Below are 22,199 nucleotides of genomic sequence, written 5' to 3'. Positions count from 1 at the left end.
TATTCTACAAGCGGTTCAAAAACATCAATATTTTGCAAATAGAGGAATACAATTATGTCCAAACCATTATTACAAATTGCCCTTGATTCTCTTTCACTGGAAAAAGCGGTGGCGGATGCAAAACAAGCAGAAAACCAAGTCGAAATTATTGAATGCGGTACTATTCTTGCTTTTGCTGAGGGTATGAAAGCCGTTTCCACCTTGCGTGCATTGCACCCAAATCACATTATTGTGTGCGACTTAAAAACCACCGATGGCGGTGCAATTTTAGCTAAAATGGCATTTGAAGCCGGTGCCGACTGGCTCACGGTTTCGGCTGCGGCTCACCCTGCAACCAAAGCGGCTTGCAAAAAAGTGGCGGACGAATTTAACGCTGCTCACCCGGAGCTAAAAGTGAAAAAAGAGATTCAAATTGAAATCTACGGCAACTGGACGGTGGAAAAAGATGCCAAAGAGTGGGTAGAATTAGGGGTAACCCAAGCGATTTACCACCGCTCCCGTGATGCGGAACTAGCAGGTAAAGGTTGGACAACGGAAGATGTTGAGTTAATGAAACAGCTTTCTGACTTAGGCATTGAATTATCTATCACCGGCGGTATCGTACCGGAAGATATTCACCTGTTCAAAGAGATCAAAAACGCCAAAGCCTTTATTGCAGGCCGTGCTTTAGTCGGTGAAAAAGGCAAACAAACTGCCGAAGCCATTCGTGTGGAGATTGATAAATACTGGAACTAATCCGGCATTGAAACCCAATAAAAATGGCGTTCTCTCAACCGGAACGCCATTTTTTATCTCATTTTTTCTATTCTTGCGAGGCCGATATTTTCCACAATCTCGCTACATTTTCGGCAGTTGAAATCAGGTTCTCTTTGCCTGATTTTAACACCGCTTCTAAATTGCTGACCTGTCGAATAATCGGAAATACCGCATCAATGCCGTGTTGGTACACCACAGGGTAATCTTCTTTCAATGAGCCAACTATCGCAATCACCGGCTTGCCAAACTGCTTAGCGACTTTCGCCACCCCAATCGGGGTTTTACCGGCGATAGATTGAGCGTCCATTCGCCCTTCCCCTGTCACCACCAAATCCGCATCGGCAAGTTTCTCAGCAAGATCGGTTGCCTCAAGAATAATTTGCACGCCGGAACGTAATGTTACGTTAGGCAGTAGCAGTAAACCACCGCCCATTCCACCGGCTGCACCGGCACCGGCTTTCTCGGCAATCTCAATGCCTAATTGGGATTTTACGGTTTCGGCAAAATGCAACAGAGCGTGGTCGAGCGTTTTCACCATCTCTGCTGTGGCTCCTTTCTGTGGCCCAAAAATTGCCGAAGCCCCTCGCTCGCCACACAGCGGATTATCTACATCGCAAGCAACCTCAAATTCCACTTGCTTTAAGCGTGAATCCAAACCGCTTAAATCAATCTGCTGAATTTGGCTTAATGCCTCGCCACCAAAGCCGATTTCCCGCTGTTCGGCATTTAGAAATTTCGCTCCTAAGGCTTGTAGCATTCCGACACCGCCATCGTTAGTCGCACTGCCGCCAATGCCGAGAATGATTTTTTCCACCCCTAAATCTAAGGCGGCTTTAATTAACTGCCCCGTGCCGTAGCTGGTGGTAACCAGCGGATTTCGTTGCTCCATTGGCACTAAATGCAAGCCACTTGCCGCCGCCATTTCAATAAAGGCGGTTTTTTGATCCCCCGACAAGCCAAAAAAGCCCTCCACCTCATTTGCAAGCGGTGCAATTACGCTGATTTTTTGCAAACTGCCGTGAGTGGCATCAACCAGCGACTGTACCGAGCCTTCGCCACCGTCTGCCATCGGTACGAGCTGATACTCCGCCTCAGGGAAAACACGGGCAAAACCCTGTTGAATTGCTTGAGCCACTTCTAATGCGGTCAAACTCTCTTTAAATGAATCCGGTGCAATCACAATTTTCATCGTCAATCCTTAGAGTAAAATCAATGAAAGCAGATAAACCGTGAGCATACCCACCACACCCATAATGAAAGTTAGGGTAGTTTGCGTACGATAGCCTTGTTGCGGAGTCAGTTTAGTAAAGTTTGTTACCACCCAGTAGTAGCTGTCATTGGCGTGGGAAACGCACATTGAGCCAGCCGAAATCGCCATTACGGTTAAGGCTGCCGCCATTTCACTGGTTAGCCCTAAGGCGTTCATTAATGAGTCCGGTGCGTTGAACATTCCCATAATGGAGGCGGTGGTGATAATTGCCACCGTTGAGCTGCCTTGTGCGGTTTTTAAAATTGCCGAAATCAGGAACGGGAAGAAAATCCCTGCTGTACTGATAATATGAGCGTTTTGCTTGATGTAATCCACAAAGCCGGCTTGAGTAATCACGTTACCTAGCACACCACCGGCGGCGGTAATAAAGAGAATTGGGCCGACTAATTTCAGGGTATCATTGGTTAAGCTGTCAAATTCCGCCATTTTACCGCTTGAAACCAGTAGGAAAATAGCGAAGATCACCCCAATTGCTAACGCAATAATCGGGTTGCCGACAAATTGTAGGAATACGCCGAAATCGCCACTTACACCGGCAATTTTGGCAATCGAGCCGATAGCCATTAAGATAATCGGCATAAAAATCGGGGCAAGGCTTAAAAACCCACTTGGTAATTTGCCGTATTGTTTGATCAGATCTTCATAGCTTTGGCTGATTACTTGATCCGCTTGAGCTTCTTCCATCACGCTGACTTGTTTGCCAACATATTTGGCAAAGAAGTAACTGGCAATCAACACAGGAATCGAAACCACAAAGCCCATTCCGATCACAAGCAGGAGATTATGGCTTAAACCAACAGCACCGGCTGCTGCAATCGGGCCCGGTGTCGGAGGAATAAAGACGTGGGAGGCATATAAACCGGCACTTAACGCCACCGCCATTCCCACCGGATTGGCAAGAATTTTTTTGCGAATAGCTTCACGAATCGGGTTTAACACCACAAAGCCGCTATCACAGAACACTGGGATACCAACCACCCAGCCCATAATCAACATTGCCAGTTCAGGGCGTTTTTGCCCCACCACTTTTACCACCATATCGGCTAATTTGAGGGCTGCACCGGTTTTTTCTAAAATCGTGCCGATAATCGCCCCAAAAATAATCACGATACCGATACTTTTGAAGGTATTACTAAAACCTTCGCCCACAATAGTTGGAATTTTGGCAAGCGGTAAACCTGCCACTAATGCAAGGGCTATCGAAATCGACATTAAGGCTAAGAACGGGTGAACTTTCCACTTCGCAATCATATAAATCATTATGATGATAGCGACCAGAAAGATCAGAATAAGTGCAATACCTGACATAATAAGTCTCCTCATTGTAGAAAAATGAACTTATTATTCGGTATTTATTGCTAAAAAGATTTAGATAAATTTGCAAAAAATTTGTTAAAAACGACCGCTTGTTTGTATATTTTTACAATTTTTACGACAGAACCGCTCCAAGATACAGCACAAATTTTTGCTCTATGTTATTGAAAGATAAACCAGTTATCTGCTCAATCTTCTCTAAACGGTAACGTAGCGTATTTGGGTGAATAAACAATTTTTTGGCAGCGTGATCCAGATCACAATTTGCGAAAAAATAGTAACGCAGACTTTTCAGTAACACCTGTTTTTTATCGGAAACCAGTAAAGCTTGGAACGGCGAGAGCAAGGTTTTCGCTTCCCAAGAGTGGCTGAAACTGTGCAAGAGGGCCGGCAGTTTAAAATCTTCAAAATGAATAATCTGCTTACGGCTTTGGATCTGCTCGGCATAATTGAGGGTATGGCAGGCGGTTTGGTAGGAAATATGGGTTTGCGATAAATTTTCGACCGCCAGCCCAACCACCGTTTTGAAGGAAATATCCGGATCGTTAAGTTTGTTTAGTGCATTGCGGATTAACGATTTTTCGTTGGATAAATGATTCAGCAAGGCAATTTTATCTAACCCAATCACGGCGGTGAGTAGGCTCGGGAAATAATGTTCGAAAAAATCAATCAGGCGTTGGAGTTTTTCCGCAGTAGAGCCGTGAATTTTAATCACCATCACCGACAGCGGTTTTGCAAAATCTTGCCCGAAAAAGACCGCTTGTTGCTGGATTTCTGCTGTGCTTAGGCTACCTTTGAGCAAGGCCCGCACAAACTCTTCCCGATAGCGGCGTTGCCAACGTTCCTGTTCCAACTCAAACGCTTGCTGCATAATCAGCTCCGCCGCCATTTTCACCAATTGAGCATATTGCCGAACTTGTTGTGGCTGCCCTGAAATCCCCACTACACCAATGGTTGAGCCTAAATAGTGAAGCGGTAAGTTAATGCCCGCTTTCACTTCATCGCACCACTGTTTTGCAAGATTTTCATCAATTTCGACCGCTTGATCGTTGCGTAACGCAATCACCGCTCCTGTGTGTCGTTGCCCGATACGACCGACATCGCCGGAAGCAATAATCACCCCTTCACTATCCATCACATTGACGGAGTTGGGAATAATCTGCATCGTGCGCTTGACGATGCGGTCGGCAATCGCTTGGTTGAGTTTCATTATATGATTCCTACTCATTCCCAATACTATGAAAAATCCCTCTTTCGAGGGATTTGCAAATTATCTACGCTTCCACTTCCTGAGAATAGATCATAGCGTGAAGTTATTTTGCCACAGTCGCTTGAATTAATTTTTCCGCTTTGGCAAGGTTGTTTTCTACATCAGCATAATCGGTATTAGCGTGAGCCACCACTTGATCGGCACGATTTAACATTACTTCGACCTTGCCCTTGTTCGGTTCGGTAATTAACACTTTTAACGGTAATTGCAACGCTAACATCGGATCTTTCACCATTAATGGCGTACCGGCTTTCGGTGTGCCGTAAACCAATACGGTTGCCGGTTGCATTTCTAAGCCGGCTTGTTTTGCCGCCGCTTGGTGATCGATTTCGGCAAAAATCGTCATTCCTTTTTCTTTTAAGGTGTTGGTTAAAGTTGTGACTGTAGTTTGGAAATCAAATTTACTTTCAAATACCACCGGTTTGACATCGGCAATATCTGCCATTGCCACGCTGCTCATTGCTAATGCAGAAACTGCGACTGCTTTTAAGTTCATTTCTTTTCTCCTCAAATAGATTAAATAATCCCTTGTTCTTCCAACTTGCCTAAGAAATAAGGCATCTGTTTACGCCAAGTCGGCCAGTCATGGTCAATATCAAAGCCCCAGTAGTCAAACCAAGCATCGATCCCTTTTGCGTTAAAAGCCTCTTGTAATCGGCGGGTGTCCTCAATATGCTGTTCTTCCCACGCACCTTGTCCGACTGCAATCACATAGTGATTTTGGCGGTAGCGGTCTAAGAACCAATCGTCATTTTGACCCCATACATAATCAATCGGCGAGTTAAAATAAACCGCTTTATCGCCATAAAACTCACCACTGAAAAAGCGAGCGTCATAAACACCGCTTAAGGCGATGGCAATATCAAACAGATCCGGATGACGTAAGGCAAAGTTTACCGTATGGAAAGCCCCCATACTACAACCGGTGGCAATCATCGTGCCGTTCCAGTGCGATTCATGGCGGATTAACGGCACTAGCTCGTGAATAATATAACGGTCGTAAGCATTATGAGCTAATGCCATATCGTGTCCGGATTTATGTTTAGATAACCAAGATTCCGCATCGTAAGAATCAGGCGTGTAAAATTTGATTAAGCCACGTTCAATAAAGGAACGGCAAGCCTCAATCATTCCAAAATTACCATACTCGTTTTCATTGCCGCCGGAGGAAGGGAAAACAATAACCGGTTTACCTGCGTGTCCGTAAACGTTGAACGACATTTCACGACCTAATTCTCCACTCCAGTGGCTTCTTTTTTCAAAATGCATACTTCACCTCTTACTGTTTAGCTTGTGCAAATTGTGCAATTTCACGCATTTGCTCCATTGTTTCGGTACGGGCTAAAATGCCTTGTTCGCCCATCACTTTGGCAAATACGCCCGGTACGCTTTGCACGCTGATAATATTGCCGGCAAATTTCTCACAAACAGCTTCAATCGAATTCACATAATTTTGGTTTGCCTTGCGGGAAATATAAACCACGTTCCAAGGGTGCTGAATATCGGCATAGAATTTGTTTTCTTTCACAATATTGGCAAATTCACGGAACACATCGAAATCGTTGGCGTAGTTCCACATATCAATAGTTAAGCCACCCGGCGGACGGCAGTTGATTTCGAGTGGTAACAACTCTTCTTTTTTGCTCCCTTTAACACAGAAGAACTCAAAATGGAAAAAACGCTCTTTTACGTTAAAGGCTTTCACACATTGTTTGCCCATTTCCACTAATTTTGGCGAAATTTCACATGGGACATAGTAGAACATATCGCCATCTTTTGAAACGGTATCTAATACCGCTTCTGAATATTCAAGGCTGGAGTAGAAAACGATATTGCCCTCTTTATCGGTTAAACCGTCAAAGGTAATAATATCGCCGTCAATAAACTCTTCCATAATATATTCAACCGTTGGCGTTTTATAACCGAAGAAAGCTTCTAACTCTTCCGCAGTTTTGATTTTGTAAGTATCGCTTGCCCCAACCCCTGAATTTGGCTTGATAATCACCGGGAATTTAAGCTGTTTTGCTAATTTGCAGGCATCTTCATCATCTTTAAATACTCGCCCTTGTGCCACTTTCAAGCCGGTTTTGCGGAATACCTCTTTCATTTGGGCTTTGGTTTTAATTGAGAGCATATCATCGCTCTTATAACCAAACACATTGAAATCGGTACGCAATTTCGCATCTAACTCCAGCCAATATTCATTGTGCGATTCAATGCGGTCAATTCGCCCGTATTTATGGGCAAAGTACGCGACCGCACGATAAACTTGTTCGTAATCTTCCATATTATCTACACGATAATATTCAGTCAGGGAATGACGCAGATTTTCGCTCAATGATTCATAAGGGGCATCTGCAATTCCCAATGTATTAAAACCGGCTTCACGCAAACGAATGGCAAAGGTTTCAAAGTTCGTTGGGAAGTGCGGGGAAATCATCACAAAATTAAGTGGTCTAGACATAGTTCTTCCTTTATAAAGTTTGCATATTATTAAAATGATTAGAATAGATTTTAGGCTAAATTTATTAATTTTCAAAATGTATTCACACAAGCAATAATTTTTACAATAAATTAACTTTTATAAAAACTCAATTTAACATCAGAATAAATCGTATAAATTTAGTCAGGTATTTTTACAAAAAAACCATATTTATGATTTACATTAATATTTCCATCTATTATCCTAAATATGTTGTCAGTATTTATACTGATAAACACATAACAAAATTCATTTATATTAATGGAGATTCAACATGGCTGAACAAATTGTTCCTTCAAATGAAGCTGTTTTAAAAGCAGGCCACGATACTTTAGTTATTTCAACAACTGATTTACAAGGTGTTATTACTTACGCTAACGACCTTTTCTGCAAATTAACCGGTTTTACCCGTGAAGAATTAATTGGACAACCGCATAATATCGTACGCCACCCAGCTGTACCAAAAGAAGTTTATAAAGATATGTGGGATACAATCCAAGCCGGTAAAATCTGGACAGGTATCGTACCAAACTGCGGTAAAGGCGGTGTAGTTTATGTGGTTGATACCACCGTTCAACCAATGTTTGATGAAACAGGCAAAATTACAGGCTATATCAGCGTTCGCCGTGTAATTAATGATTTAATGACCAACTTTGAAGCAGTAGAATCAGCAAAAGAAATCTTTGATGACTTCTACGGTGAATAATTAAAAAACAATGATTGCGTGTAAAAGATGATCTCTTTTACACGCAATTTTTTATTTTCGAGGAGTTTGTATGTCTCTCATTCCCCATATCCACATTGCTTATGGTTCGGAGTCTGGTAACGCAGAAAAGCTTGCCCAACAATTAGCTATCCAACCCTTTTTACTTCCCTACTCACCCACACTTTCTACATTAAACGAAACCGATTTAAGCCAATTATCTGCCGAGAGTTTATTGCTTATTGTAACCAGCTCCTTTGGTGATGGCGAACCACCTGAAAACGCCGATGAATTTGCAGAAAAATTGGAAAATTTGACCGCTTGTAATCTGCAATATGCGATATTCGGGCTAGGTGATATTACTTATGATAAATTCTGTGGCTATAGCAAACAACTAGATTCATTATTACAACAAAAACAAGCTAAAGCTGTGATTGCAAGGGTTGATGCCGATTTAAACTATCAAGAAATTTTTAAACAATGGCTACCCCTAGTGGAGCAGGCATTACATTCAACAAACAAAGAAACGATCCAACATTCCCTTTCTGTTCAAGCTTACGGCGAGGAAATGGCATACCAAGCAGAAATGTTGGAAATTAAGCATTTGGCAAACTCAAGCCCTGCGGTGTATCACATTCGTTTATCATTAAAAGAGAGCGGTATTTTCTATCAAGCAGGGGATTTAATTTATGTCAAAGTGCAGCAACCAGACAGACTATTAAATGAATATGCAGAATGGTTTAACGATCAAAATGCAGTTGCATTACTACGCCATAAAGAACTCCGACTACTAAGTAAAAATGTACTGCGTGATATTCAAAAAATTTGCGGCAGTAATGAACTCAAAGATTTAACTAAAATTTCCAATAAAAAAGCATTGGAACAATATGTCTATGGGCGGGATTTATTAGACGTATTACGCGATTTTGACCCAAACAAAAGCGTGACATTAGCCGATTTAGAGCCAATTTTATCTAACTTAGCCGCACGAGCCTATTCAATTAGCTCTTGCGGTAAAACTCACCCTGATTATGTTGATTTATGTATCCGCCACGTTTCGTATCATTTAAACGGTAGAGATTATCAAGGGACTGCAAGTGGGTATTTATCCGAATTACAAGCGGGCGATTTTGTCTCGATTTTTGCAAATGCCAATCCGAATTTCCGTTTACCCGAAACATTAACCGCTCCGGTGGTGATGATTGGCTCAGGTACTGGCATTGCTCCGCATATCGCATTTTTACAAGCGTTAGAGCAGCAATATCAGGGGGTTGAAAGCTATTTATTCTTCGGCGAGCGTTATCGTGATAAAGATTTTCTGTATCAAACGGAACTGGAAAATTACTTAGCAAAAGGCACCTTAACTCAGCTGTTTACTGCTTTTTCACGTGATCAGGCAGAGAAGTTTTATGTGCAAGATGCCCTATCGCAACAAGCAGAGTTAGTTTGGCATTTAATTCAGCAAGGGGCTTATTTCTATATTTGTGGTAGCAAAGCAATGAGTAAAGCAATAGATGCGGAACTCATCAAAATTGCAGATCAAATTGGAGGCGAGCCTTATATTGATGATTTCAATAATATTATTGCAAAATTGGTCGCAGAAGGCCGATTAATGCGAGATGTATATTAGCAAATGAAAAAAACTAAAAACCCAGCAAAAGCTGGGTTTTTATTTAATCATAGTTCATTAAGCAACAACTGCTTTCTCAACTACACGAACTAAAGTCCAAGATTTAGTTTTTGAAATAGGACGACATTCCTTAATTTCAACAACATCACCTAATTTAGCTTCGTTGTTTTCATCGTGTACATGAAGTTTAGTAGTACGACGGATAAACTTACCGTATAACGGATGTTTAACTGTACGTTCGATAGCAACAACAAATGATTTATCCATTTTGTCGCTAACCACTTTACCTTGTACTGTACGAATTTTATCAGTCATTATTCACCCGCCTTTTCGGTTAATACAGTTTTAACTTGTGCAATACTACGACGCACTTGTTTTAACTGGTGGGTTTGTTGAAGCTGACCGGTGGCTGCTTGCATACGCAATTTGAATTGTTCACCTAAAAGGTTCACTAACTCACCATTCAGCTCTTCAACACTTTTATTACGTAGTTCTTGAGCTTTCATTACATCACCGTCTTAGTTACAAATGTGGTTTTGAACGGAAGTTTAGCTGCCGCTAATGCAAACGCATTGCGTGCAACTTCTTCAGAAACACCATCCATTTCATAGAGAACTTTACCCGGTTGGATTAAGGCTACCCAGTACTCAACGTTACCTTTACCTTTACCCATACGGACTTCTAATGGTTTTTCAGTAATTGGTTTGTCTGGGAACACACGGATCCAGATTTTACCTTGACGTTTAACCGCACGGCTCATCGCACGACGAGCAGCTTCAATTTGACGAGCTGTTAAACGACCACGGCCAATAGCTTTTAAACCAAATGAACCGAAGCTCACTTCTGTGCCACCCGCGATACCACGGTTACGGCCTTTGTGTACTTTACGGAATTTTGTGCGTTTTGGTTGTAACATTCAGTGATTCTCCTTATTTACGACCTTTGCCACGTGGCGCCTTTTTAGGCTGTGCCGCTGGTTCTTTTTCAGATTCAATCACTGCAGCCATTCCACCAAGAATTTCACCTTTGAAGATCCACACTTTTACGCCGATTACGCCGTAAGTAGTGTGAGCTTCAGCAGTACTATAATCGATGTCTGCACGAAGCGTATGTAGAGGTACACGACCTTCACGATACCATTCTGAGCGAGCAATTTCTGCACCACCTAAACGACCGCTAACTTCAACTTTGATACCTTTAGCACCTAATTTCATCGCGTTTTGAACTGCTTTTTTCATTGCACGACGGAACATCACACGACGTTCAAGTTGAGAAGCGATGCTATCTGCGACTAATTTCGCATCTAGCTCTGGTTTTTTCACTTCAGCGATGTTGATTTGAGCTGGAACGCCAGCGATTTTCGCAACTGCGTTGCGTAATTTTTCAACATCTTCACCTTTTTTACCGATAACGATACCCGGGCGAGCTGTGTGAATAGTTACACGAATGCTTTTTGCAGGACGCTCAATAGTGATGCGTGATACAGAAGCGTTCGCTAACTCTTTGTTTAAAAATTTACGTACTTTGAAGTCGCCGTCTAAGTTATCAGCGAAATCTTGTGTATTCGCGAACCAAGTAGAGTTCCAAGGTTTAACAATACCTAGGCGAATACCATTAGGATGTACTTTCTGACCCATTTGTTATTCTCCTACTTAATTAACGATCTGACACAACCACAGTGATGTGGCTTGTACGTTTTAAAATACGATCTGCACGACCTTTTGCACGTGGCATTACACGTTTCATGCTTGGACCTTCATCAACGAAGATTTTAGCAACTTTAAGATCATCGACATCTGCACCGTCATTATGCTCTGCGTTTGCAATAGCTGACTCTAATACTTTCTTAACAAGCGTCGCTGCTTTTTTGTTAGTGAAAGTTAAGATTTCTAATGCTACAGAAACTTTTTTACCGCGAATTAAATCAGCAACTAAGCGAGCTTTTTGGGCAGAAGTACGAGCGTAACGATGTTTAGCAATAGTTTCCATCTTTTACCTCTTATTTCTTAGCTTTCTTATCTGCGGCGTGACCGCGGTATGTACGAGTCGGTGCAAATTCACCTAATTTATGACCGATCATTTCGTCGGAAACATAAACAGGAACGTGCTGACGACCATTATGGACTGCGATGGTCAAACCAATCATTGATGGAATGATCATTGAACGACGGGACCAAGTTTTAATTGGTTTTTTATCCCCGCTTTCCACCGCCTTCTCTACCTTCTTCAACAAGTGTAGGTCAAGGAAAGGACCTTTCTTGAGGGAACGTGGCATTGGTGTTTACCTTTTAGTTAATGAATTAAATTATTTGCCACGACGACGTACGATGAATTTATCAGTACGTTTGTTGTGACGAGTTTTCTTACCTTTGGTTTGAACGCCCCAAGGTGTAACAGGGTGTTTACCGAAGTTACGACCTTCACCACCACCGTGTGGGTGATCTACCGGGTTCATTGCAGTACCACGAACAGTTGGACGAATACCTCTCCAACGGTTTGCACCTGCTTTACCAAGAACGCGAAGCATATGCTCTGAGTTACCTACTTCACCAATGGTTGCAGTACACTCAGCTAATACTTTACGCATTTCGCCTGAACGAAGACGTAAAGTTACATAGTTACCTTCACGGGCAATGATTTGAACGTAAGCACCAGCAGAACGTGCAATTTGACCACCTTTACCAGGTTTTAATTCAACGTTGTGTACAGTTGTACCTACTGGGATGTTACGCATTGGTAATGCGTTACCTACTTTAATCGGAGCTGAAGCACCCGCTTGAATTTGATCACCAGCAGTTAAACCTTTTGGTGCTAAAATATAGCGACGTTCACCATCTTTATAAAGTACTAATGCGATATTCGCAGAACGATTTGGATCGTATTCTAAACGCTCAACAACACCCGGAATGTCTAATTTATTACGTTTAAAATCAATTAAACGGTAGTGTTGTTTGTGACCGCCACCAATGTGACGAGTTGTGATACGACCTAAGTTGTTACGACCACCAGTTTTAGATTTAGTATCTAAAAGTGCTGCAAAAGGTTTACCTTTGTGAAGCTCAGCGTTTACAACTTTAACAACGTGACGACGACCAGCGGAGGTCGGCTTACATTTAACGATAGCCATTTATTTTATCTCCTCTGATTACTCTGCCGCACCTTCAACGAAGTCAAGCGATTGACCTTCTTGAAGAGTTACATAAGCTTTTTTCCAGTCACTACGACGACCAACTTTAGCACCACGGCGTTTAGTTTTACCTTTAACTACTACGGTACGAACAGAATCAACTTTTACTTCAAACAGTTCTTCAACTGCATTTGCAATCTCAACTTTGTTTGCATCTAATGCAACTTTGAATACGATTGTATTGCCTTTTTCTGCGTTGTTTGTCGCTTTTTCAGAGATATGTGGTGCTTTAAGCACGTTTAGCAAACGTTCTTGTTGAATCATGCTAACATCTCCTCAATTTGTTTTACTGCATCTACGGTTACAACCACTTTATCGAAAGCAATTAAGCTAACTGGGTCAATACCTTGCACATCACGCACATCAACTTTATATAAGTTGCGTGCTGCTAAAAATAAATTCTCATCTACGTTTGCAGTAATGATAAGAGCGTCATTTAACGCCATATCTTTTAATTTTTGTGCTAATACTTTAGTTTTTGGTGCATCGATTTCGAATTTCTCAACAACCACTAAACGGTCTTGACGAACTAATTCAGAAAGAATGCTTTTGATTGCACCACGGTACATTTTTTTGTTCACTTTTTGGCTGTGATCTTGTGGTTTCGCAGCAAAAGTTACACCACCCGAACGCCAAATTGGTGATTTAATATCACCAGAACGCGCACGGCCTGTACCTTTTTGACGCCAAGGTTTTTTACCTGAACCAGACACTTCAGCACGAGTTTTTTGAGCACGAGATCCTTGACGAGCACCTGCTGCATAAGCAACAACTACTTGGTGGATTAATGCTTCATTGAACTCACGTCCGAAGGTAGTTTCAGAAACAGTTAGTGCGTTTGCACCTACAACTTGTAATTCCATCTCTATCTCCTAGACTTATGCTTTAACTGCCGGTTTTACGATAACATCACCATTAGTTGCACCAGGAACGGCACCTTTAACTAATAATAATTTACGCTCAACATCTACACGAACAACTTCAAGTGATTGAACGGTTACACGCTCTGCACCTAAGTGTCCTGCCATTTTTTTACCTTTAAACACACGACCTGGAGTTTGGTTTTGACCAATAGAACCAAGTACACGATGTGATAAAGAGTTACCGTGAGTTGCATCTTGAGTACGGAAGTTCCAACGTTTAACACCACCTTGGAAGCCTTTACCTTTTGATGTACCAGTAACATCGACTTTTTTAACATCAGTAAAGATGTCAACATTGATTTCTTGACCTAAAGTGAATTCTTCACCTTCAGTAGTACGAAATTCCCATAAACCGCGTCCAGCTTCAACACCTGCTTTCACGAAATGACCTGCTTCTGGTTTAGTTACACGGCTAGCTTTTTTAGAGCCAGTAGTAACTTGAATTGCAGAGTAGCCATCGTTTTCAAGGGTTTTAACTTGAGTAACACGGTTGGCTTCGATTTCGATAACGGTAACTGGAATAGACACGCCGTCTTCAGTGAAAACGCGGGTCATACCAACTTTACGACCGATTAAACCAATCATTGTAATAACCTCTTAAAATTCCCAATTAACCTAGACTAATCTGAACGTCAACGCCAGCAGCTAGATCTAAACGCATTAATGCATCAACAGTTTTTTCTGTTGGTTCAACAATATCAACTAAACGTTTGTGAGTACGGATTTCATATTGGTCACGTGCATCTTTATTCACGTGTGGAGAAATCAATACAGTGAAACGTTCTTTACGAGTTGGTAAAGGAATTGGACCACGAACTTGTGCACCAGTACGTTTAGCTGTTTCTACGATCTCCGCAGTAGATTGATCAATTAAACGATGATCAAATGCTTTTAAGCGGATACGGATTCTTTGGTTCTGCATTAGACCAGAGCTCCAATTAAAAAATTTAGCTAATAAAAAAACCAAACTACCACTTAACAAATTAGTTAAGGGAGCTCAGTTAAACCTATATAGTTCCAAAATTAGGAACATTGTATACACTACAATATCTGTAGTGCCATTTGATAAATGATTACATCAAATGTCTTTAGATACCTAAAGCTTTGCTATCATACTCGTTTCATTTCCCTTATGCAAGTAATTTTTGTTTTTTATATTGACAATAATTTGATTCGATAAAACTTCTAAAGATACACAATATTTCCAATACTTCATTTGAAGTGGCTCAAATAAATTGTATTTATGCATTTTTTTATTCAAACTTTTCGAGCCACTTCACAAATCTAAAAAATCCTAGTTGAAATTTAATCCATAAGAGTATTTATTATTAAATAAGTTTCATGACCTTACATCGGAGTACATATATGCAAACAATCAATGAAATTAAAGAAGAAATCTACCCTATATTTGAGCCTATCATTGGAACAATTCGGCTAAAAACCTACTTTTCCTACTACGCAGTTTTTAAGGATGGATTGATGATTGCATTGTATCAAAATGGAGCAACTTATTTACGTATTGCGAAAAAAGATATTGAATACATTCGTCAGTATCCTGAAACCTGTATCTTATGCGATGAAAAAATTGGTATACAAAGTAGAAAATTTCATTATATTCCGCAAGTTCTCATAGATGATACACCAAAATTTAGCTCGCTACTCTTTGGAATTATAGAGGAACTCCGAACGGAGAAGTACAAAATAAGCCAAAAGCGAGCTACACAAATCCGAAACCTACCAAATATGAATTTAAAGTTAGAAAGAATGTTGAAAAAAATAGGGATTCATTCCATTCATGATTTTACTCAAGAAGGGTATATGTCAACTTTTATCAAACTGATTCTCCAGGGCTTTGATGTTACCGAAGACTTACTGTTTAAGCTAAACGGAGCTTTAAATCACCAATATATTTACACCTTCACAGATCAACAAAAAAGGGAACTAATGCAAGAAGCAAATCAAGCGCTATATAATTCAGGCCTAAGAAAAAGATTTAACGCCCTGTAGTTAAATAATGTGATCCAAATCATAAAATATAAAAAAACCAATAAGGAATTGCAATTCGCAGTTCCTTTCTTTTTCTTTTATATGCTAGTATCACCTTATACCTCTAAATTATTAGTGCCTACTGATTTTCAATTAATCCAACAATTTAGGAGAGCGAATCATGGAATTCCGTATCGAAAAAGACACAATGGGCGAAGTGCAAGTTCCTGCCGATAAATACTGGGCGGCGCAAACCGAGCGTTCACGCAATAACTTCAAAATCGGGCCGGAGGCATCAATGCCGGCGGAAATTATCGAGGCGTTTGGCTATCTGAAAAAAGCGGCTGCCTATGCTAATCACGATTTAGGCGTACTAGCGGTCGAAAAACGGGATTTAATTGCAAAAGCCTGTGATGAAATTTTGGCGAACAAACTCGATGATCAATTCCCGCTGGTGATTTGGCAAACCGGCTCGGGTACGCAGTCAAATATGAACGTGAATGAAGTCGTGGCAAACCGTGCACACGTGTTAAACGGCGGTAAGCTGGGTGAAAAATCGATTATTCACCCGAATGATGATGTGAATAAATCCCAATCTTCTAACGACACCTACCCAACTGCAATGCACATCGCTGCTTACAAAAAAGTGGTGGAACACACCCTGCCTTGTGTGAAACGTCTGCAAAAAACCTTAGCGGAAAAAGCCGAAGCCTTTAAAGATGTGGTCAAAATAGGGCGTACTCACTTAATGGATGCTACCCCGCTCACGCTCGGTCAAGAGTTCTCTGCCTATGCAGCACAGTTAGCATTCGGCATCAAAGCATTGGAAAACACCCTGCCACACCTGCGTGAGCTGGCACTCGGCGGCACGGCAGTCGGCACCGGCTTGAATACCCCGCAAGGTTACGATGTGAAAGTGGCGGAATACATTGCGAAATTCACCGGTTTACCGTTCGTTACCGCCCAAAACAAATTTGAGGCATTAGCGACTCACGATGCGATTGTCGAAACCCACGGTGCATTAAAACAGCTTGCGGTGTCGCTCTACAAAATTGCCAACGATGTCCGTTTATTAGCCTCCGGTCCTCGTTCAGGCATTGGCGAAATTCTGATTCCGGAAAACGAGCCGGGTTCATCAATTATGCCGGGTAAAGTAAACCCAACCCAATGCGAAGCAATGACAATGGTATGTGCCCAAGTATTAGGCAACGATGTAACCATCTCTTTTGCCGGCACGCAAGGGCATTTCCAACTGAATGTCTATAAACCGGTGATGGCGTACAACTTCCTGCAATCGGCTCAACTGCTAGGCGATGCGTGCGTGTCGTTTGACGAACACTGTGCAGTCGGCATTGAACCGAACTACCCTCGCATTAAACAACAGCTCGACCAATCGCTGATGTTAGTGACCGCATTAAATACTCACATTGGTTATGAAAATGCAGCGAAAATCGCCAAAACTGCCCACAAAAACGGCACAACACTGAAAGAAGAGGCGATTAACTTAGGCTTAGTCACGGCAGAACAGTTCGATGAATGGGTTCGTCCGGAAGATATGGTTGGCAGCTTGAAATAAGCCCAACCCTTCTCTTGTAATCTGATTTACACCTCAATCTACCGGTAAGATTGAGGTGTAATTTTTTATAGCGAGGGTACTGATTTTGTTTTAGAATGAAGCATCATTTTTTAAACGGAAAAACCTATGAAAAAACTCATTTTAATCGCATTAGTTACTACTTTAGGCTTAAGTGCTTGTGGGGTCAAAGGCCCACTCTACTTCCCTGAGCAAGCCCCTAAACATGAACAAAAATAAGCATTGCAAGCGGTCTGTTTTGGCTAAAATTTTGCAAATTTTTGTGAAAAAATGACCGCTTGTTGCCTCTTTTCTTTCAAAATCCCAAACACAACGGACTTTCAATGAACCATTTTGAATATAAAAACAACCAACTTTTTGCTGAAGAAGTCGCTATTGCCGATATTATCGAGCAATACGGCACGCCAGCTTATGTTTACTCCAGATCTACCCTTGAACGCCACTTGCACGCATTCAATAATGCGTTTGGCTCGCACCCACATTTAGTTTGCTTTGCAGTCAAATCCAACTCTAACATTGCCTTGTTAAATGTAATGGCTCGTCTCGGTTCAGGCTTTGATATTGTCTCTCAAGGCGAGTTGGAGCGTGTCTTAGCTGCCGGCGGCGAAGCCTCTAAAGTTGTCTTTTCCGGTGTGGCAAAATCGCACAGCGAAATCAAACGAGCATTGGAAGTCGGGATTCGTTGCTTTAACATTGAATCGGTTTCCGAACTTCACCGCATTAACCAAGTTGCCGGTGAGCTAGGCAAAATCGCACCGATTTCACTGCGGGTAAACCCGGATGTGGACGCCCACACTCACCCATACATTTCCACCGGTTTAAAAGAAAACAAATTCGGCGTGAGCGTTACTCAAGCCCGTGAAGTGTATCGCTTAGCCAAAACCTTACCGAATGTGAAAATTACCGGTATGGATTGTCACATCGGTTCGCAATTAACCGAATTGCAACCTTTTTTAGATGCAACGGATCGCTTAATCATCTTAATGGAGCAACTGCGTGAAGACGGCATTGAGCTACACCACTTAGACTTAGGTGGCGGTTTAGGCGTGCCTTACAACGGCGAAGAGCCTCCGCATCCGACCGAATATGCCAAAGCCTTGCTGGAAAAGCTCAAAGGCTATGAAAACTTAGAAATCATTATTGAACCGGGGCGTGCCATTACCGCAAATGCCGGTATTTTAGTGACGAAGGTGGAATACTTGAAACAAAATGAAGATCGTAATTTTGCGATTGTCGATACCGGTATGAACGATATGATTCGCCCGGCTCTGTATGAAGCCTATATGCAAATTACGGAAGTGGATAAAACCTTAAACCGTGACAAAGCTGTTTACGATGTGGTCGGTCCGATTTGCGAAACCTCGGATTTCTTAGGCAAACAAAGAGAATTGGCAATTTCTGAAGGGGATTTAATCGCTATTCGTTCTGCCGGTGCTTATGGGGCGGCGATGTCTTCAACCTACAACTCTCGCCCACAAGCGGCAGAAATTATGGTTGATGGCAACCAAGCCCATTTAATTAAAGCCCGAGCCACTTTTGCTGATTTATGGCGTTTAGAAAAATTATTACCTTAATGAGGAAGAAAAGATGAAATTATATGGATTAACCGGTGCTTGTTCATTTGTACCACACGTTGCCCTAGAGTGGGTGAAATTGCGTGCCAATCAAGATTATGCGTTTCAAGCTGTTAGCCGTGAATTTATTAAATCGGCGGAATATCTGGCTTTAAACCCTCGTGGTAACGTACCATTGTTGGTTGATGGCGACTTGGCCCTCACGCAAAACCAAGCTATCGTCCACTATTTAGACGAGCTTTATCCGGAAGCTAAATTATTCGGCAGCAAAACCGTTCGTGATAAAGCCAAAGCGGCTCGTTGGTTAGCTTTTTTCAATTCAGATGTGCATAAATCATTCGTGCCACTGTTCCGCTTGCCAAGTTATGCGGAAGGCAATGAAACGCTCACCAAAACTATTCGCCAACAATCGGCTGAGCAAATTTTAGAACAACTGGCTTTTGCGAATGCTCATTTAGAAAATCATATTTTCTTTGGCGAAGAAATTTCGGTTGCCGATGCGTATCTCTACATTATGCTCAACTGGTGTCGCCTACTAGGGTTGGATTTCTCTCATCTTTCCCAACTTTCTGCCTTTATGCAACGAGTGGAGGCAGACCAAGGCGTAGATAATGTGCGTGAGCAAGAAGGCTTAAAAGGTTAATTCACCATTGTTCATTTAAGACGGTAGATTTTATGTTAAAATCTACCGTCTTTTATTTTTAGGAATCACCATGCTAAATCAGGTTTCAAACAGCTTGCTTGCTCCAAGTGGGCTTGAATTATCGCACTTAACTCAAGTGTTAGATCACTTCTCCGGCCGTCATATTGATTATGCCGATCTCTACTTCCAACTCAGCCAAGACGAAAGCTGGAGCTTGGAAGACAGCATCATCAAAGAAGGCGGTTTTTATATCGACCGAGGGTTCGGTGTGCGAGCCATATCAGGCGAAAAAACCGGCTTTGCCTACGCCGATCAAATCACGTTAAAACAGCTTGAGCAATGTGCCGCTGCCGCACGTTCAATCAGCCCAACAAGCGGTCAATTATCGGTAAAAAATTTCAAAAAAACGACCGCTTGTTCTCGCTACCCGGCAATCAACCCGCTAGAGACAATCAGCCGTGAACAAAAGGTCGAATTGCTCCATTTGGTGGATAAAACCGCTCGAATGGCAGATCCGAGAGTGATTCAAGTGAATGCGAATCTCTCAGCGGTATATGAAGAAATGTTAGTGGCAGCGACTGACGGCACACTGGCTGCGGATATTCGCCCGTTAGTGCGTTTATCTGTGTCGGTACTGGTGGAACAAAATGGCAAGCGTGAACGAGGTTCAGCAGGTGCCGGTGGTCGCTTTGGTTTAGATTGGTTCTTAGCACCAAGCGAAACCGGCTTTAGCCGTGCGGAATCGCTTACCAAAGAAGCCGTTCGCCAAGCCCTCGTCAATCTCACAGCCATTCCTGCACCGGCAGGCACGATGCCGATTGTTCTCGGTGCTGGCTGGCCGGGCATTTTGCTCCACGAAGCAGTCGGACACGGCTTGGAGGGTGATTTTAACCGTAAGGAATCTTCGCTCTTCAGTGGTAAAATCGGGCAAATGGTCACCTCTGAGCTTTGCACCATTGTTGATGACGGTACGGTGCCGAATATGCGAGGCTCAATCACGGTAGATGACGAAGGCGTGCCTTCGCAACGTAATGCGTTAATTGAAAACGGCATTCTAAAAGGCTATATGCAAGACAAACTCAATGCCCGCCTGATGGGAGTTGCCCCAACCGGCAACGGCAGACGGGAATCTTACGCTCATTTGCCGATGCCACGAATGACCAACACCTACCTCACCGAAGGCAATCACGAATTTGAAGAGATGATTGAATCGGTCGAATACGGTTTATATGCTCCTCACTTCAGTGGTGGACAAGTGGATATTACCTCCGGCAAATTTGTGTTCTCCACCGCCGAAGCCTACTTAATCGAAAAAGGCAAAATCACCAAACCTGTTACCGGTGCAACCCTGATCGGCAGCGGCATAGAAGCAATGCAACAAGTTTCAATGGTCGGCAAAAAAATGGAACTCGACCCCGGCATCGGCACTTGTGGCAAAGAAGGGCAATCCGTACCAGTCGGCGTAGGGCAGCCTACAGTGAAGTTGGATAAAATTACGGTGGGGGGAAGAGGGTAATCTCTCCCCGTTTGCAAAATATAAAGAAAATATCACCGCTTGTAGCGATAAAAGGAAAACAAAATGGCTTGGGTACAAATTCGTTTAAACAGTACAGATAAACAGGCTGAGGAAATCAGCGATTTTTTAACCGAGATTGGAGCGGTGTCAGTGACTTTTATGGATAGTCAAGATACCCCAATTTTTGAACCTCTTCCGGGGGAAACCCGTCTTTGGGGAAATACCGATGTGGTTGGGCTTTTCGATGCGGAAACTGATATGAATCTTATCGTAGAAGCACTAAAAACCAGCAAATTGGTGGACGAAAACTTTGCTCACAAAATCGAGCAAATCGAAGACAAAGACTGGGAACGGGAGTGGATGGATAATTTCCACCCAATGCAGTTTGGCAAACGGTTATGGATCTGCCCAAGCTGGCGCGAAGTACCAGACCCGAATGCAGTGAATGTTATGTTAGACCCTGGTTTAGCATTTGGCACCGGCACACACCCAACGACCTCGCTTTGCTTACAATGGTTAGATAGCTTAGATTTAGAAGGCAAAACGGTTATCGACTTCGGCTGTGGCTCCGGTATTTTAGCTATCGCTGCACTTAAACTCGGTGCAAAACAAGCCATCGGGATTGATATCGACCCACAGGCGATTTTAGCTAGTCAAAACAATGCTGAGGCGAACGGCGTAGCAGAAAAACTACAACTATTCTTAGCCAAAGATCAGCCAAGAGAGTTACAAGCCGATGTCGTTGTTGCGAATATTCTAGCCGGCCCACTCAAAGAGTTAGCACCGAATATCATCACGCTGGTTAAACCAAACGGCAATTTAGGCTTATCCGGCATTCTTGCTACTCAGGCTGAAAGTGTGTGTGAGGCTTATAGCGAAGCCTTTACGCTAGACCCTGTTGTAGAAAAAGAAGAATGGTGTTGTATTACAGGCCGCAAAATCTAATATAAGAAGCCCTGTTTTAAACAGGGCTTACTTTTTGATAAATTCTACTACTCTTTACCTGTCTTGGGAATCGTTCTCCCTAAATTAATTAACACAAGCGGTAGAAATAACAGGAAAATTTACAAATTACATAAATGAAAAAAGCCGACTGAAATCAGTCGGCTTTCTAAATAATGGCAGGGGCGGAGAGGCTCGAACTCCCAACACCCGGTTTTGGAGACCGGTGCTCTACCAATTGAACTACGCCCCTATTGATAGGTATTCATTTTGCACTTATAGGGGCGAATTACTATTCGCCCCCTGCATTAAAGATTATTGGCGGAACGGACGGGACTCGAACCCGCGACCCCCTGCGTGACAGGCAGGTATTCTAACCAGCTGAACTACCGCTCCTAAATTAATAGAT

Annotated in this window: 27 protein-coding genes and 2 tRNA genes; 10 read left to right on the top strand and 19 right to left on the bottom strand. The window is 42.4% G+C overall.

Annotated elements, in window-relative coordinates; genetic code table 11:
- Positions 1 to 54 precede the first annotated feature (54 nt).
- Entirely contained in the window at positions 55 to 735 is a 681-nt protein-coding gene (locus EDC41_RS10285; RefSeq protein ID WP_006251174.1) for a 3-keto-L-gulonate-6-phosphate decarboxylase UlaD, read from the top strand.
- 67 nt (positions 736 to 802) lie between these two features.
- On the opposite strand, the gene EDC41_RS10280 is transcribed toward EDC41_RS10285, so the two are convergent.
- The 6 genes from EDC41_RS10280 to EDC41_RS10255 all read right to left on the bottom strand — a co-directional run bounded on the left by EDC41_RS10280 (position 803) and on the right by EDC41_RS10255 (position 7,074).
- Positions 803 to 1,945, bottom strand: a complete 1,143-nt coding sequence (locus EDC41_RS10280) for a glycerate kinase (protein WP_006251173.1) — start codon at positions 1,943 to 1,945, stop codon at positions 803 to 805.
- A 9-nt stretch (positions 1,946 to 1,954) separates the two neighbouring features.
- Positions 1,955 to 3,334 carry a GntP family permease gene (locus tag EDC41_RS10275; protein ID WP_020824289.1) on the bottom strand — a complete coding sequence of 460 codons (1,380 nt, stop codon included), beginning with the start codon at positions 3,332 to 3,334 and terminating at the stop codon, positions 1,955 to 1,957.
- A gap of 121 nt (positions 3,335 to 3,455) precedes the next feature.
- Entirely contained in the window at positions 3,456 to 4,550 is a 1,095-nt protein-coding gene (locus tag EDC41_RS10270) for a CdaR family transcriptional regulator (RefSeq protein ID WP_006249351.1), read from the bottom strand.
- A gap of 103 nt (positions 4,551 to 4,653) precedes the next feature.
- Complete coding sequence (locus EDC41_RS10265; protein WP_006251170.1) at positions 4,654 to 5,106, bottom strand: DUF302 domain-containing protein; 453 nt, start codon at positions 5,104 to 5,106, stop codon at positions 4,654 to 4,656.
- A 20-nt stretch (positions 5,107 to 5,126) separates the two neighbouring features.
- Positions 5,127 to 5,879: an esterase family protein gene (locus EDC41_RS10260; protein WP_006249353.1), complete on the bottom strand. Its 753-nt coding sequence runs from the start codon at positions 5,877 to 5,879 to the stop codon at positions 5,127 to 5,129.
- A gap of 10 nt (positions 5,880 to 5,889) precedes the next feature.
- Positions 5,890 to 7,074, bottom strand: a complete 1,185-nt coding sequence (locus EDC41_RS10255) for an ATP-grasp domain-containing protein (RefSeq protein ID WP_020824290.1) — start codon at positions 7,072 to 7,074, stop codon at positions 5,890 to 5,892.
- A 292-nt stretch (positions 7,075 to 7,366) separates the two neighbouring features.
- Between EDC41_RS10255 and EDC41_RS10250 the strand changes: the two genes are divergently transcribed.
- Both EDC41_RS10250 and EDC41_RS10245 read left to right on the top strand, forming a co-directional pair.
- Positions 7,367 to 7,798 carry a PAS domain-containing protein gene (locus tag EDC41_RS10250; RefSeq protein WP_006251168.1) on the top strand — a complete coding sequence of 144 codons (432 nt, stop codon included), beginning with the start codon at positions 7,367 to 7,369 and terminating at the stop codon, positions 7,796 to 7,798.
- Between the two features lie 70 nt (positions 7,799 to 7,868).
- The gene (locus EDC41_RS10245; protein ID WP_006251167.1) at positions 7,869 to 9,425 is read left to right on the top strand and encodes a diflavin oxidoreductase; all 1,557 of its coding nucleotides are present in this window, start codon (positions 7,869 to 7,871) and stop codon (positions 9,423 to 9,425) included.
- Between the two features lie 57 nt (positions 9,426 to 9,482).
- On the opposite strand, the gene rpsQ is transcribed toward EDC41_RS10245, so the two are convergent.
- Genes rpsQ through rpsJ form a run of 11 tightly spaced genes read right to left on the bottom strand, consistent with a single transcriptional unit; the run spans position 9,483 to position 14,457 of the window.
- Positions 9,483 to 9,740 carry a 30S ribosomal protein S17 gene (rpsQ, locus tag EDC41_RS10240; RefSeq protein WP_006249356.1) on the bottom strand — a complete coding sequence of 86 codons (258 nt, stop codon included), beginning with the start codon at positions 9,738 to 9,740 and terminating at the stop codon, positions 9,483 to 9,485.
- Positions 9,740 to 9,931, bottom strand: coding sequence for a 50S ribosomal protein L29 (gene rpmC, locus EDC41_RS10235; RefSeq protein ID WP_005711179.1), 192 nt, complete (start codon positions 9,929 to 9,931; stop codon positions 9,740 to 9,742). Before rpmC ends, rpsQ begins: the two co-directional genes overlap by 1 nt.
- Positions 9,931 to 10,341: a 50S ribosomal protein L16 gene (gene rplP / locus EDC41_RS10230; protein ID WP_006249357.1), complete on the bottom strand. Its 411-nt coding sequence runs from the start codon at positions 10,339 to 10,341 to the stop codon at positions 9,931 to 9,933. The genes rpmC and rplP overlap by 1 nt, the downstream gene beginning before the upstream one ends.
- A 13-nt stretch (positions 10,342 to 10,354) precedes the next feature.
- Positions 10,355 to 11,062: a 30S ribosomal protein S3 gene (gene rpsC / locus EDC41_RS10225; protein WP_006249358.1), complete on the bottom strand. Its 708-nt coding sequence runs from the start codon at positions 11,060 to 11,062 to the stop codon at positions 10,355 to 10,357.
- 19 nt (positions 11,063 to 11,081) lie between these two features.
- Positions 11,082 to 11,414, bottom strand: coding sequence for a 50S ribosomal protein L22 (gene rplV / locus EDC41_RS10220; protein ID WP_006249359.1), 333 nt, complete (start codon positions 11,412 to 11,414; stop codon positions 11,082 to 11,084).
- Positions 11,415 to 11,424: 10 nt separating this feature from the next.
- Entirely contained in the window at positions 11,425 to 11,700 is a 276-nt protein-coding gene (gene rpsS / locus EDC41_RS10215; protein WP_005539416.1) for a 30S ribosomal protein S19, read from the bottom strand.
- 30 nt (positions 11,701 to 11,730) lie between these two features.
- The gene (rplB, locus tag EDC41_RS10210; protein ID WP_006249360.1) at positions 11,731 to 12,552 is read right to left on the bottom strand and encodes a 50S ribosomal protein L2; all 822 of its coding nucleotides are present in this window, start codon (positions 12,550 to 12,552) and stop codon (positions 11,731 to 11,733) included.
- Positions 12,553 to 12,570: 18 nt separating this feature from the next.
- The gene (rplW, locus tag EDC41_RS10205; protein ID WP_006249361.1) at positions 12,571 to 12,876 is read right to left on the bottom strand and encodes a 50S ribosomal protein L23; all 306 of its coding nucleotides are present in this window, start codon (positions 12,874 to 12,876) and stop codon (positions 12,571 to 12,573) included.
- Positions 12,873 to 13,475, bottom strand: a complete 603-nt coding sequence (gene rplD, locus EDC41_RS10200) for a 50S ribosomal protein L4 (protein WP_006251166.1) — start codon at positions 13,473 to 13,475, stop codon at positions 12,873 to 12,875. The genes rplW and rplD overlap by 4 nt, the downstream gene beginning before the upstream one ends.
- Before the next feature lie 15 nt (positions 13,476 to 13,490).
- Positions 13,491 to 14,120, bottom strand: a complete 630-nt coding sequence (rplC, locus tag EDC41_RS10195; RefSeq protein ID WP_006249363.1) for a 50S ribosomal protein L3 — start codon at positions 14,118 to 14,120, stop codon at positions 13,491 to 13,493.
- 25 nt (positions 14,121 to 14,145) lie between these two features.
- Complete coding sequence (rpsJ, locus tag EDC41_RS10190) at positions 14,146 to 14,457, bottom strand: 30S ribosomal protein S10 (protein WP_001181005.1); 312 nt, start codon at positions 14,455 to 14,457, stop codon at positions 14,146 to 14,148.
- Between the two features lie 443 nt (positions 14,458 to 14,900).
- Between rpsJ and EDC41_RS10185 the strand changes: the two genes are divergently transcribed.
- The 7 genes from EDC41_RS10185 (at position 14,901) to prmA (ending at position 21,793) form a co-directional block, all read left to right on the top strand.
- Positions 14,901 to 15,542, top strand: a complete 642-nt coding sequence (locus tag EDC41_RS10185) for a TfoX/Sxy family DNA transformation protein (protein ID WP_020830967.1) — start codon at positions 14,901 to 14,903, stop codon at positions 15,540 to 15,542.
- A gap of 160 nt (positions 15,543 to 15,702) precedes the next feature.
- Positions 15,703 to 17,097 carry a class II fumarate hydratase gene (gene fumC / locus EDC41_RS10180; RefSeq protein WP_006251164.1) on the top strand — a complete coding sequence of 465 codons (1,395 nt, stop codon included), beginning with the start codon at positions 15,703 to 15,705 and terminating at the stop codon, positions 17,095 to 17,097.
- Positions 17,098 to 17,223: 126 nt separating this feature from the next.
- Positions 17,224 to 17,334, top strand: a complete 111-nt coding sequence (gene lptM / locus EDC41_RS10175; RefSeq protein ID WP_006248213.1) for an LPS translocon maturation chaperone LptM — start codon at positions 17,224 to 17,226, stop codon at positions 17,332 to 17,334.
- Positions 17,335 to 17,438: 104 nt separating this feature from the next.
- On the top strand, positions 17,439 to 18,689 hold the full coding sequence (gene lysA, locus EDC41_RS10170; protein ID WP_006251163.1) for a diaminopimelate decarboxylase: 1,251 nt from the start codon (positions 17,439 to 17,441) through the stop codon (positions 18,687 to 18,689).
- A 13-nt stretch (positions 18,690 to 18,702) separates the two neighbouring features.
- Positions 18,703 to 19,332, top strand: coding sequence for a glutathione S-transferase family protein (locus EDC41_RS10165; RefSeq protein WP_006251162.1), 630 nt, complete (start codon positions 18,703 to 18,705; stop codon positions 19,330 to 19,332).
- 70 nt (positions 19,333 to 19,402) lie between these two features.
- Complete coding sequence (tldD, locus tag EDC41_RS10160; protein WP_020830968.1) at positions 19,403 to 20,848, top strand: metalloprotease TldD; 1,446 nt, start codon at positions 19,403 to 19,405, stop codon at positions 20,846 to 20,848.
- Between the two features lie 63 nt (positions 20,849 to 20,911).
- Positions 20,912 to 21,793, top strand: a complete 882-nt coding sequence (prmA, locus tag EDC41_RS10155; protein ID WP_006251160.1) for a 50S ribosomal protein L11 methyltransferase — start codon at positions 20,912 to 20,914, stop codon at positions 21,791 to 21,793.
- A gap of 174 nt (positions 21,794 to 21,967) precedes the next feature.
- Here the strand turns inward: prmA and EDC41_RS10150 are convergent.
- Together EDC41_RS10150 and EDC41_RS10145 are read right to left on the bottom strand one after the other, a co-directional pair.
- Positions 21,968 to 22,043: transfer RNA gene (locus tag EDC41_RS10150), tRNA-Trp, on the bottom strand.
- Between the two features lie 66 nt (positions 22,044 to 22,109).
- Positions 22,110 to 22,186, bottom strand: a tRNA-Asp gene (locus EDC41_RS10145).
- Positions 22,187 to 22,199: the final 13 nt, after the last annotated feature.

The organism is Mannheimia haemolytica, from assembly GCF_004342115.1.
Lineage (GTDB): Bacteria > Pseudomonadota > Gammaproteobacteria > Enterobacterales > Pasteurellaceae > Mannheimia > Mannheimia haemolytica.
Note: the sequence above shows the minus strand (reverse complement) of the source record. Positions and strands in the feature narration are given on the sequence as shown.

Bases quoted from the DNA above. Each gene is read 5' to 3' on its own strand.
- EDC41_RS10255 (WP_020824290.1), bottom strand. From the start codon at position 7,074: ATGTCTAGACCACTTAATTTTGTGATGATTTCCCCGCACTTCCCAACG.
- EDC41_RS10270 (WP_006249351.1), bottom strand. From the start codon at position 4,550: ATGAAACTCAACCAAGCGATTGCCGACCGCATCGTCAAGCGCACGATG.
- EDC41_RS10260 (WP_006249353.1), bottom strand. From the start codon at position 5,879: ATGCATTTTGAAAAAAGAAGCCACTGGAGTGGAGAATTAGGTCGTGAA.
- EDC41_RS10165 (WP_006251162.1), top strand. From the start codon at position 18,703: ATGAAATTATATGGATTAACCGGTGCTTGTTCATTTGTACCACACGTT.
- lysA (WP_006251163.1), top strand. From the start codon at position 17,439: ATGAACCATTTTGAATATAAAAACAACCAACTTTTTGCTGAAGAAGTC.
- EDC41_RS10250 (WP_006251168.1), top strand. From the start codon at position 7,367: ATGGCTGAACAAATTGTTCCTTCAAATGAAGCTGTTTTAAAAGCAGGC.
- EDC41_RS10245 (WP_006251167.1), top strand. From the start codon at position 7,869: ATGTCTCTCATTCCCCATATCCACATTGCTTATGGTTCGGAGTCTGGT.
- EDC41_RS10265 (WP_006251170.1), bottom strand. From the start codon at position 5,106: ATGAACTTAAAAGCAGTCGCAGTTTCTGCATTAGCAATGAGCAGCGTG.
- EDC41_RS10185 (WP_020830967.1), top strand. From the start codon at position 14,901: ATGCAAACAATCAATGAAATTAAAGAAGAAATCTACCCTATATTTGAG.
- rplP (WP_006249357.1), bottom strand. From the start codon at position 10,341: ATGTTACAACCAAAACGCACAAAATTCCGTAAAGTACACAAAGGCCGT.
- rpsQ (WP_006249356.1), bottom strand. From the start codon at position 9,740: ATGACTGATAAAATTCGTACAGTACAAGGTAAAGTGGTTAGCGACAAA.
- rplW (WP_006249361.1), bottom strand. From the start codon at position 12,876: ATGATTCAACAAGAACGTTTGCTAAACGTGCTTAAAGCACCACATATC.
- rpsS (WP_005539416.1), bottom strand. From the start codon at position 11,700: ATGCCACGTTCCCTCAAGAAAGGTCCTTTCCTTGACCTACACTTGTTG.
- rplD (WP_006251166.1), bottom strand. From the start codon at position 13,475: ATGGAATTACAAGTTGTAGGTGCAAACGCACTAACTGTTTCTGAAACT.
- EDC41_RS10285 (WP_006251174.1), top strand. From the start codon at position 55: ATGTCCAAACCATTATTACAAATTGCCCTTGATTCTCTTTCACTGGAA.
- tldD (WP_020830968.1), top strand. From the start codon at position 19,403: ATGCTAAATCAGGTTTCAAACAGCTTGCTTGCTCCAAGTGGGCTTGAA.
- lptM (WP_006248213.1), top strand. From the start codon at position 17,224: ATGAAAAAACTCATTTTAATCGCATTAGTTACTACTTTAGGCTTAAGT.
- rplB (WP_006249360.1), bottom strand. From the start codon at position 12,552: ATGGCTATCGTTAAATGTAAGCCGACCTCCGCTGGTCGTCGTCACGTT.
- rplV (WP_006249359.1), bottom strand. From the start codon at position 11,414: ATGGAAACTATTGCTAAACATCGTTACGCTCGTACTTCTGCCCAAAAA.
- rpsJ (WP_001181005.1), bottom strand. From the start codon at position 14,457: ATGCAGAACCAAAGAATCCGTATCCGCTTAAAAGCATTTGATCATCGT.
- fumC (WP_006251164.1), top strand. From the start codon at position 15,703: ATGGAATTCCGTATCGAAAAAGACACAATGGGCGAAGTGCAAGTTCCT.
- prmA (WP_006251160.1), top strand. From the start codon at position 20,912: ATGGCTTGGGTACAAATTCGTTTAAACAGTACAGATAAACAGGCTGAG.
- rplC (WP_006249363.1), bottom strand. From the start codon at position 14,120: ATGATTGGTTTAATCGGTCGTAAAGTTGGTATGACCCGCGTTTTCACT.
- rpsC (WP_006249358.1), bottom strand. From the start codon at position 11,062: ATGGGTCAGAAAGTACATCCTAATGGTATTCGCCTAGGTATTGTTAAA.
- rpmC (WP_005711179.1), bottom strand. From the start codon at position 9,931: ATGAAAGCTCAAGAACTACGTAATAAAAGTGTTGAAGAGCTGAATGGT.
- EDC41_RS10280 (WP_006251173.1), bottom strand. From the start codon at position 1,945: ATGAAAATTGTGATTGCACCGGATTCATTTAAAGAGAGTTTGACCGCA.
- EDC41_RS10275 (WP_020824289.1), bottom strand. From the start codon at position 3,334: ATGTCAGGTATTGCACTTATTCTGATCTTTCTGGTCGCTATCATCATA.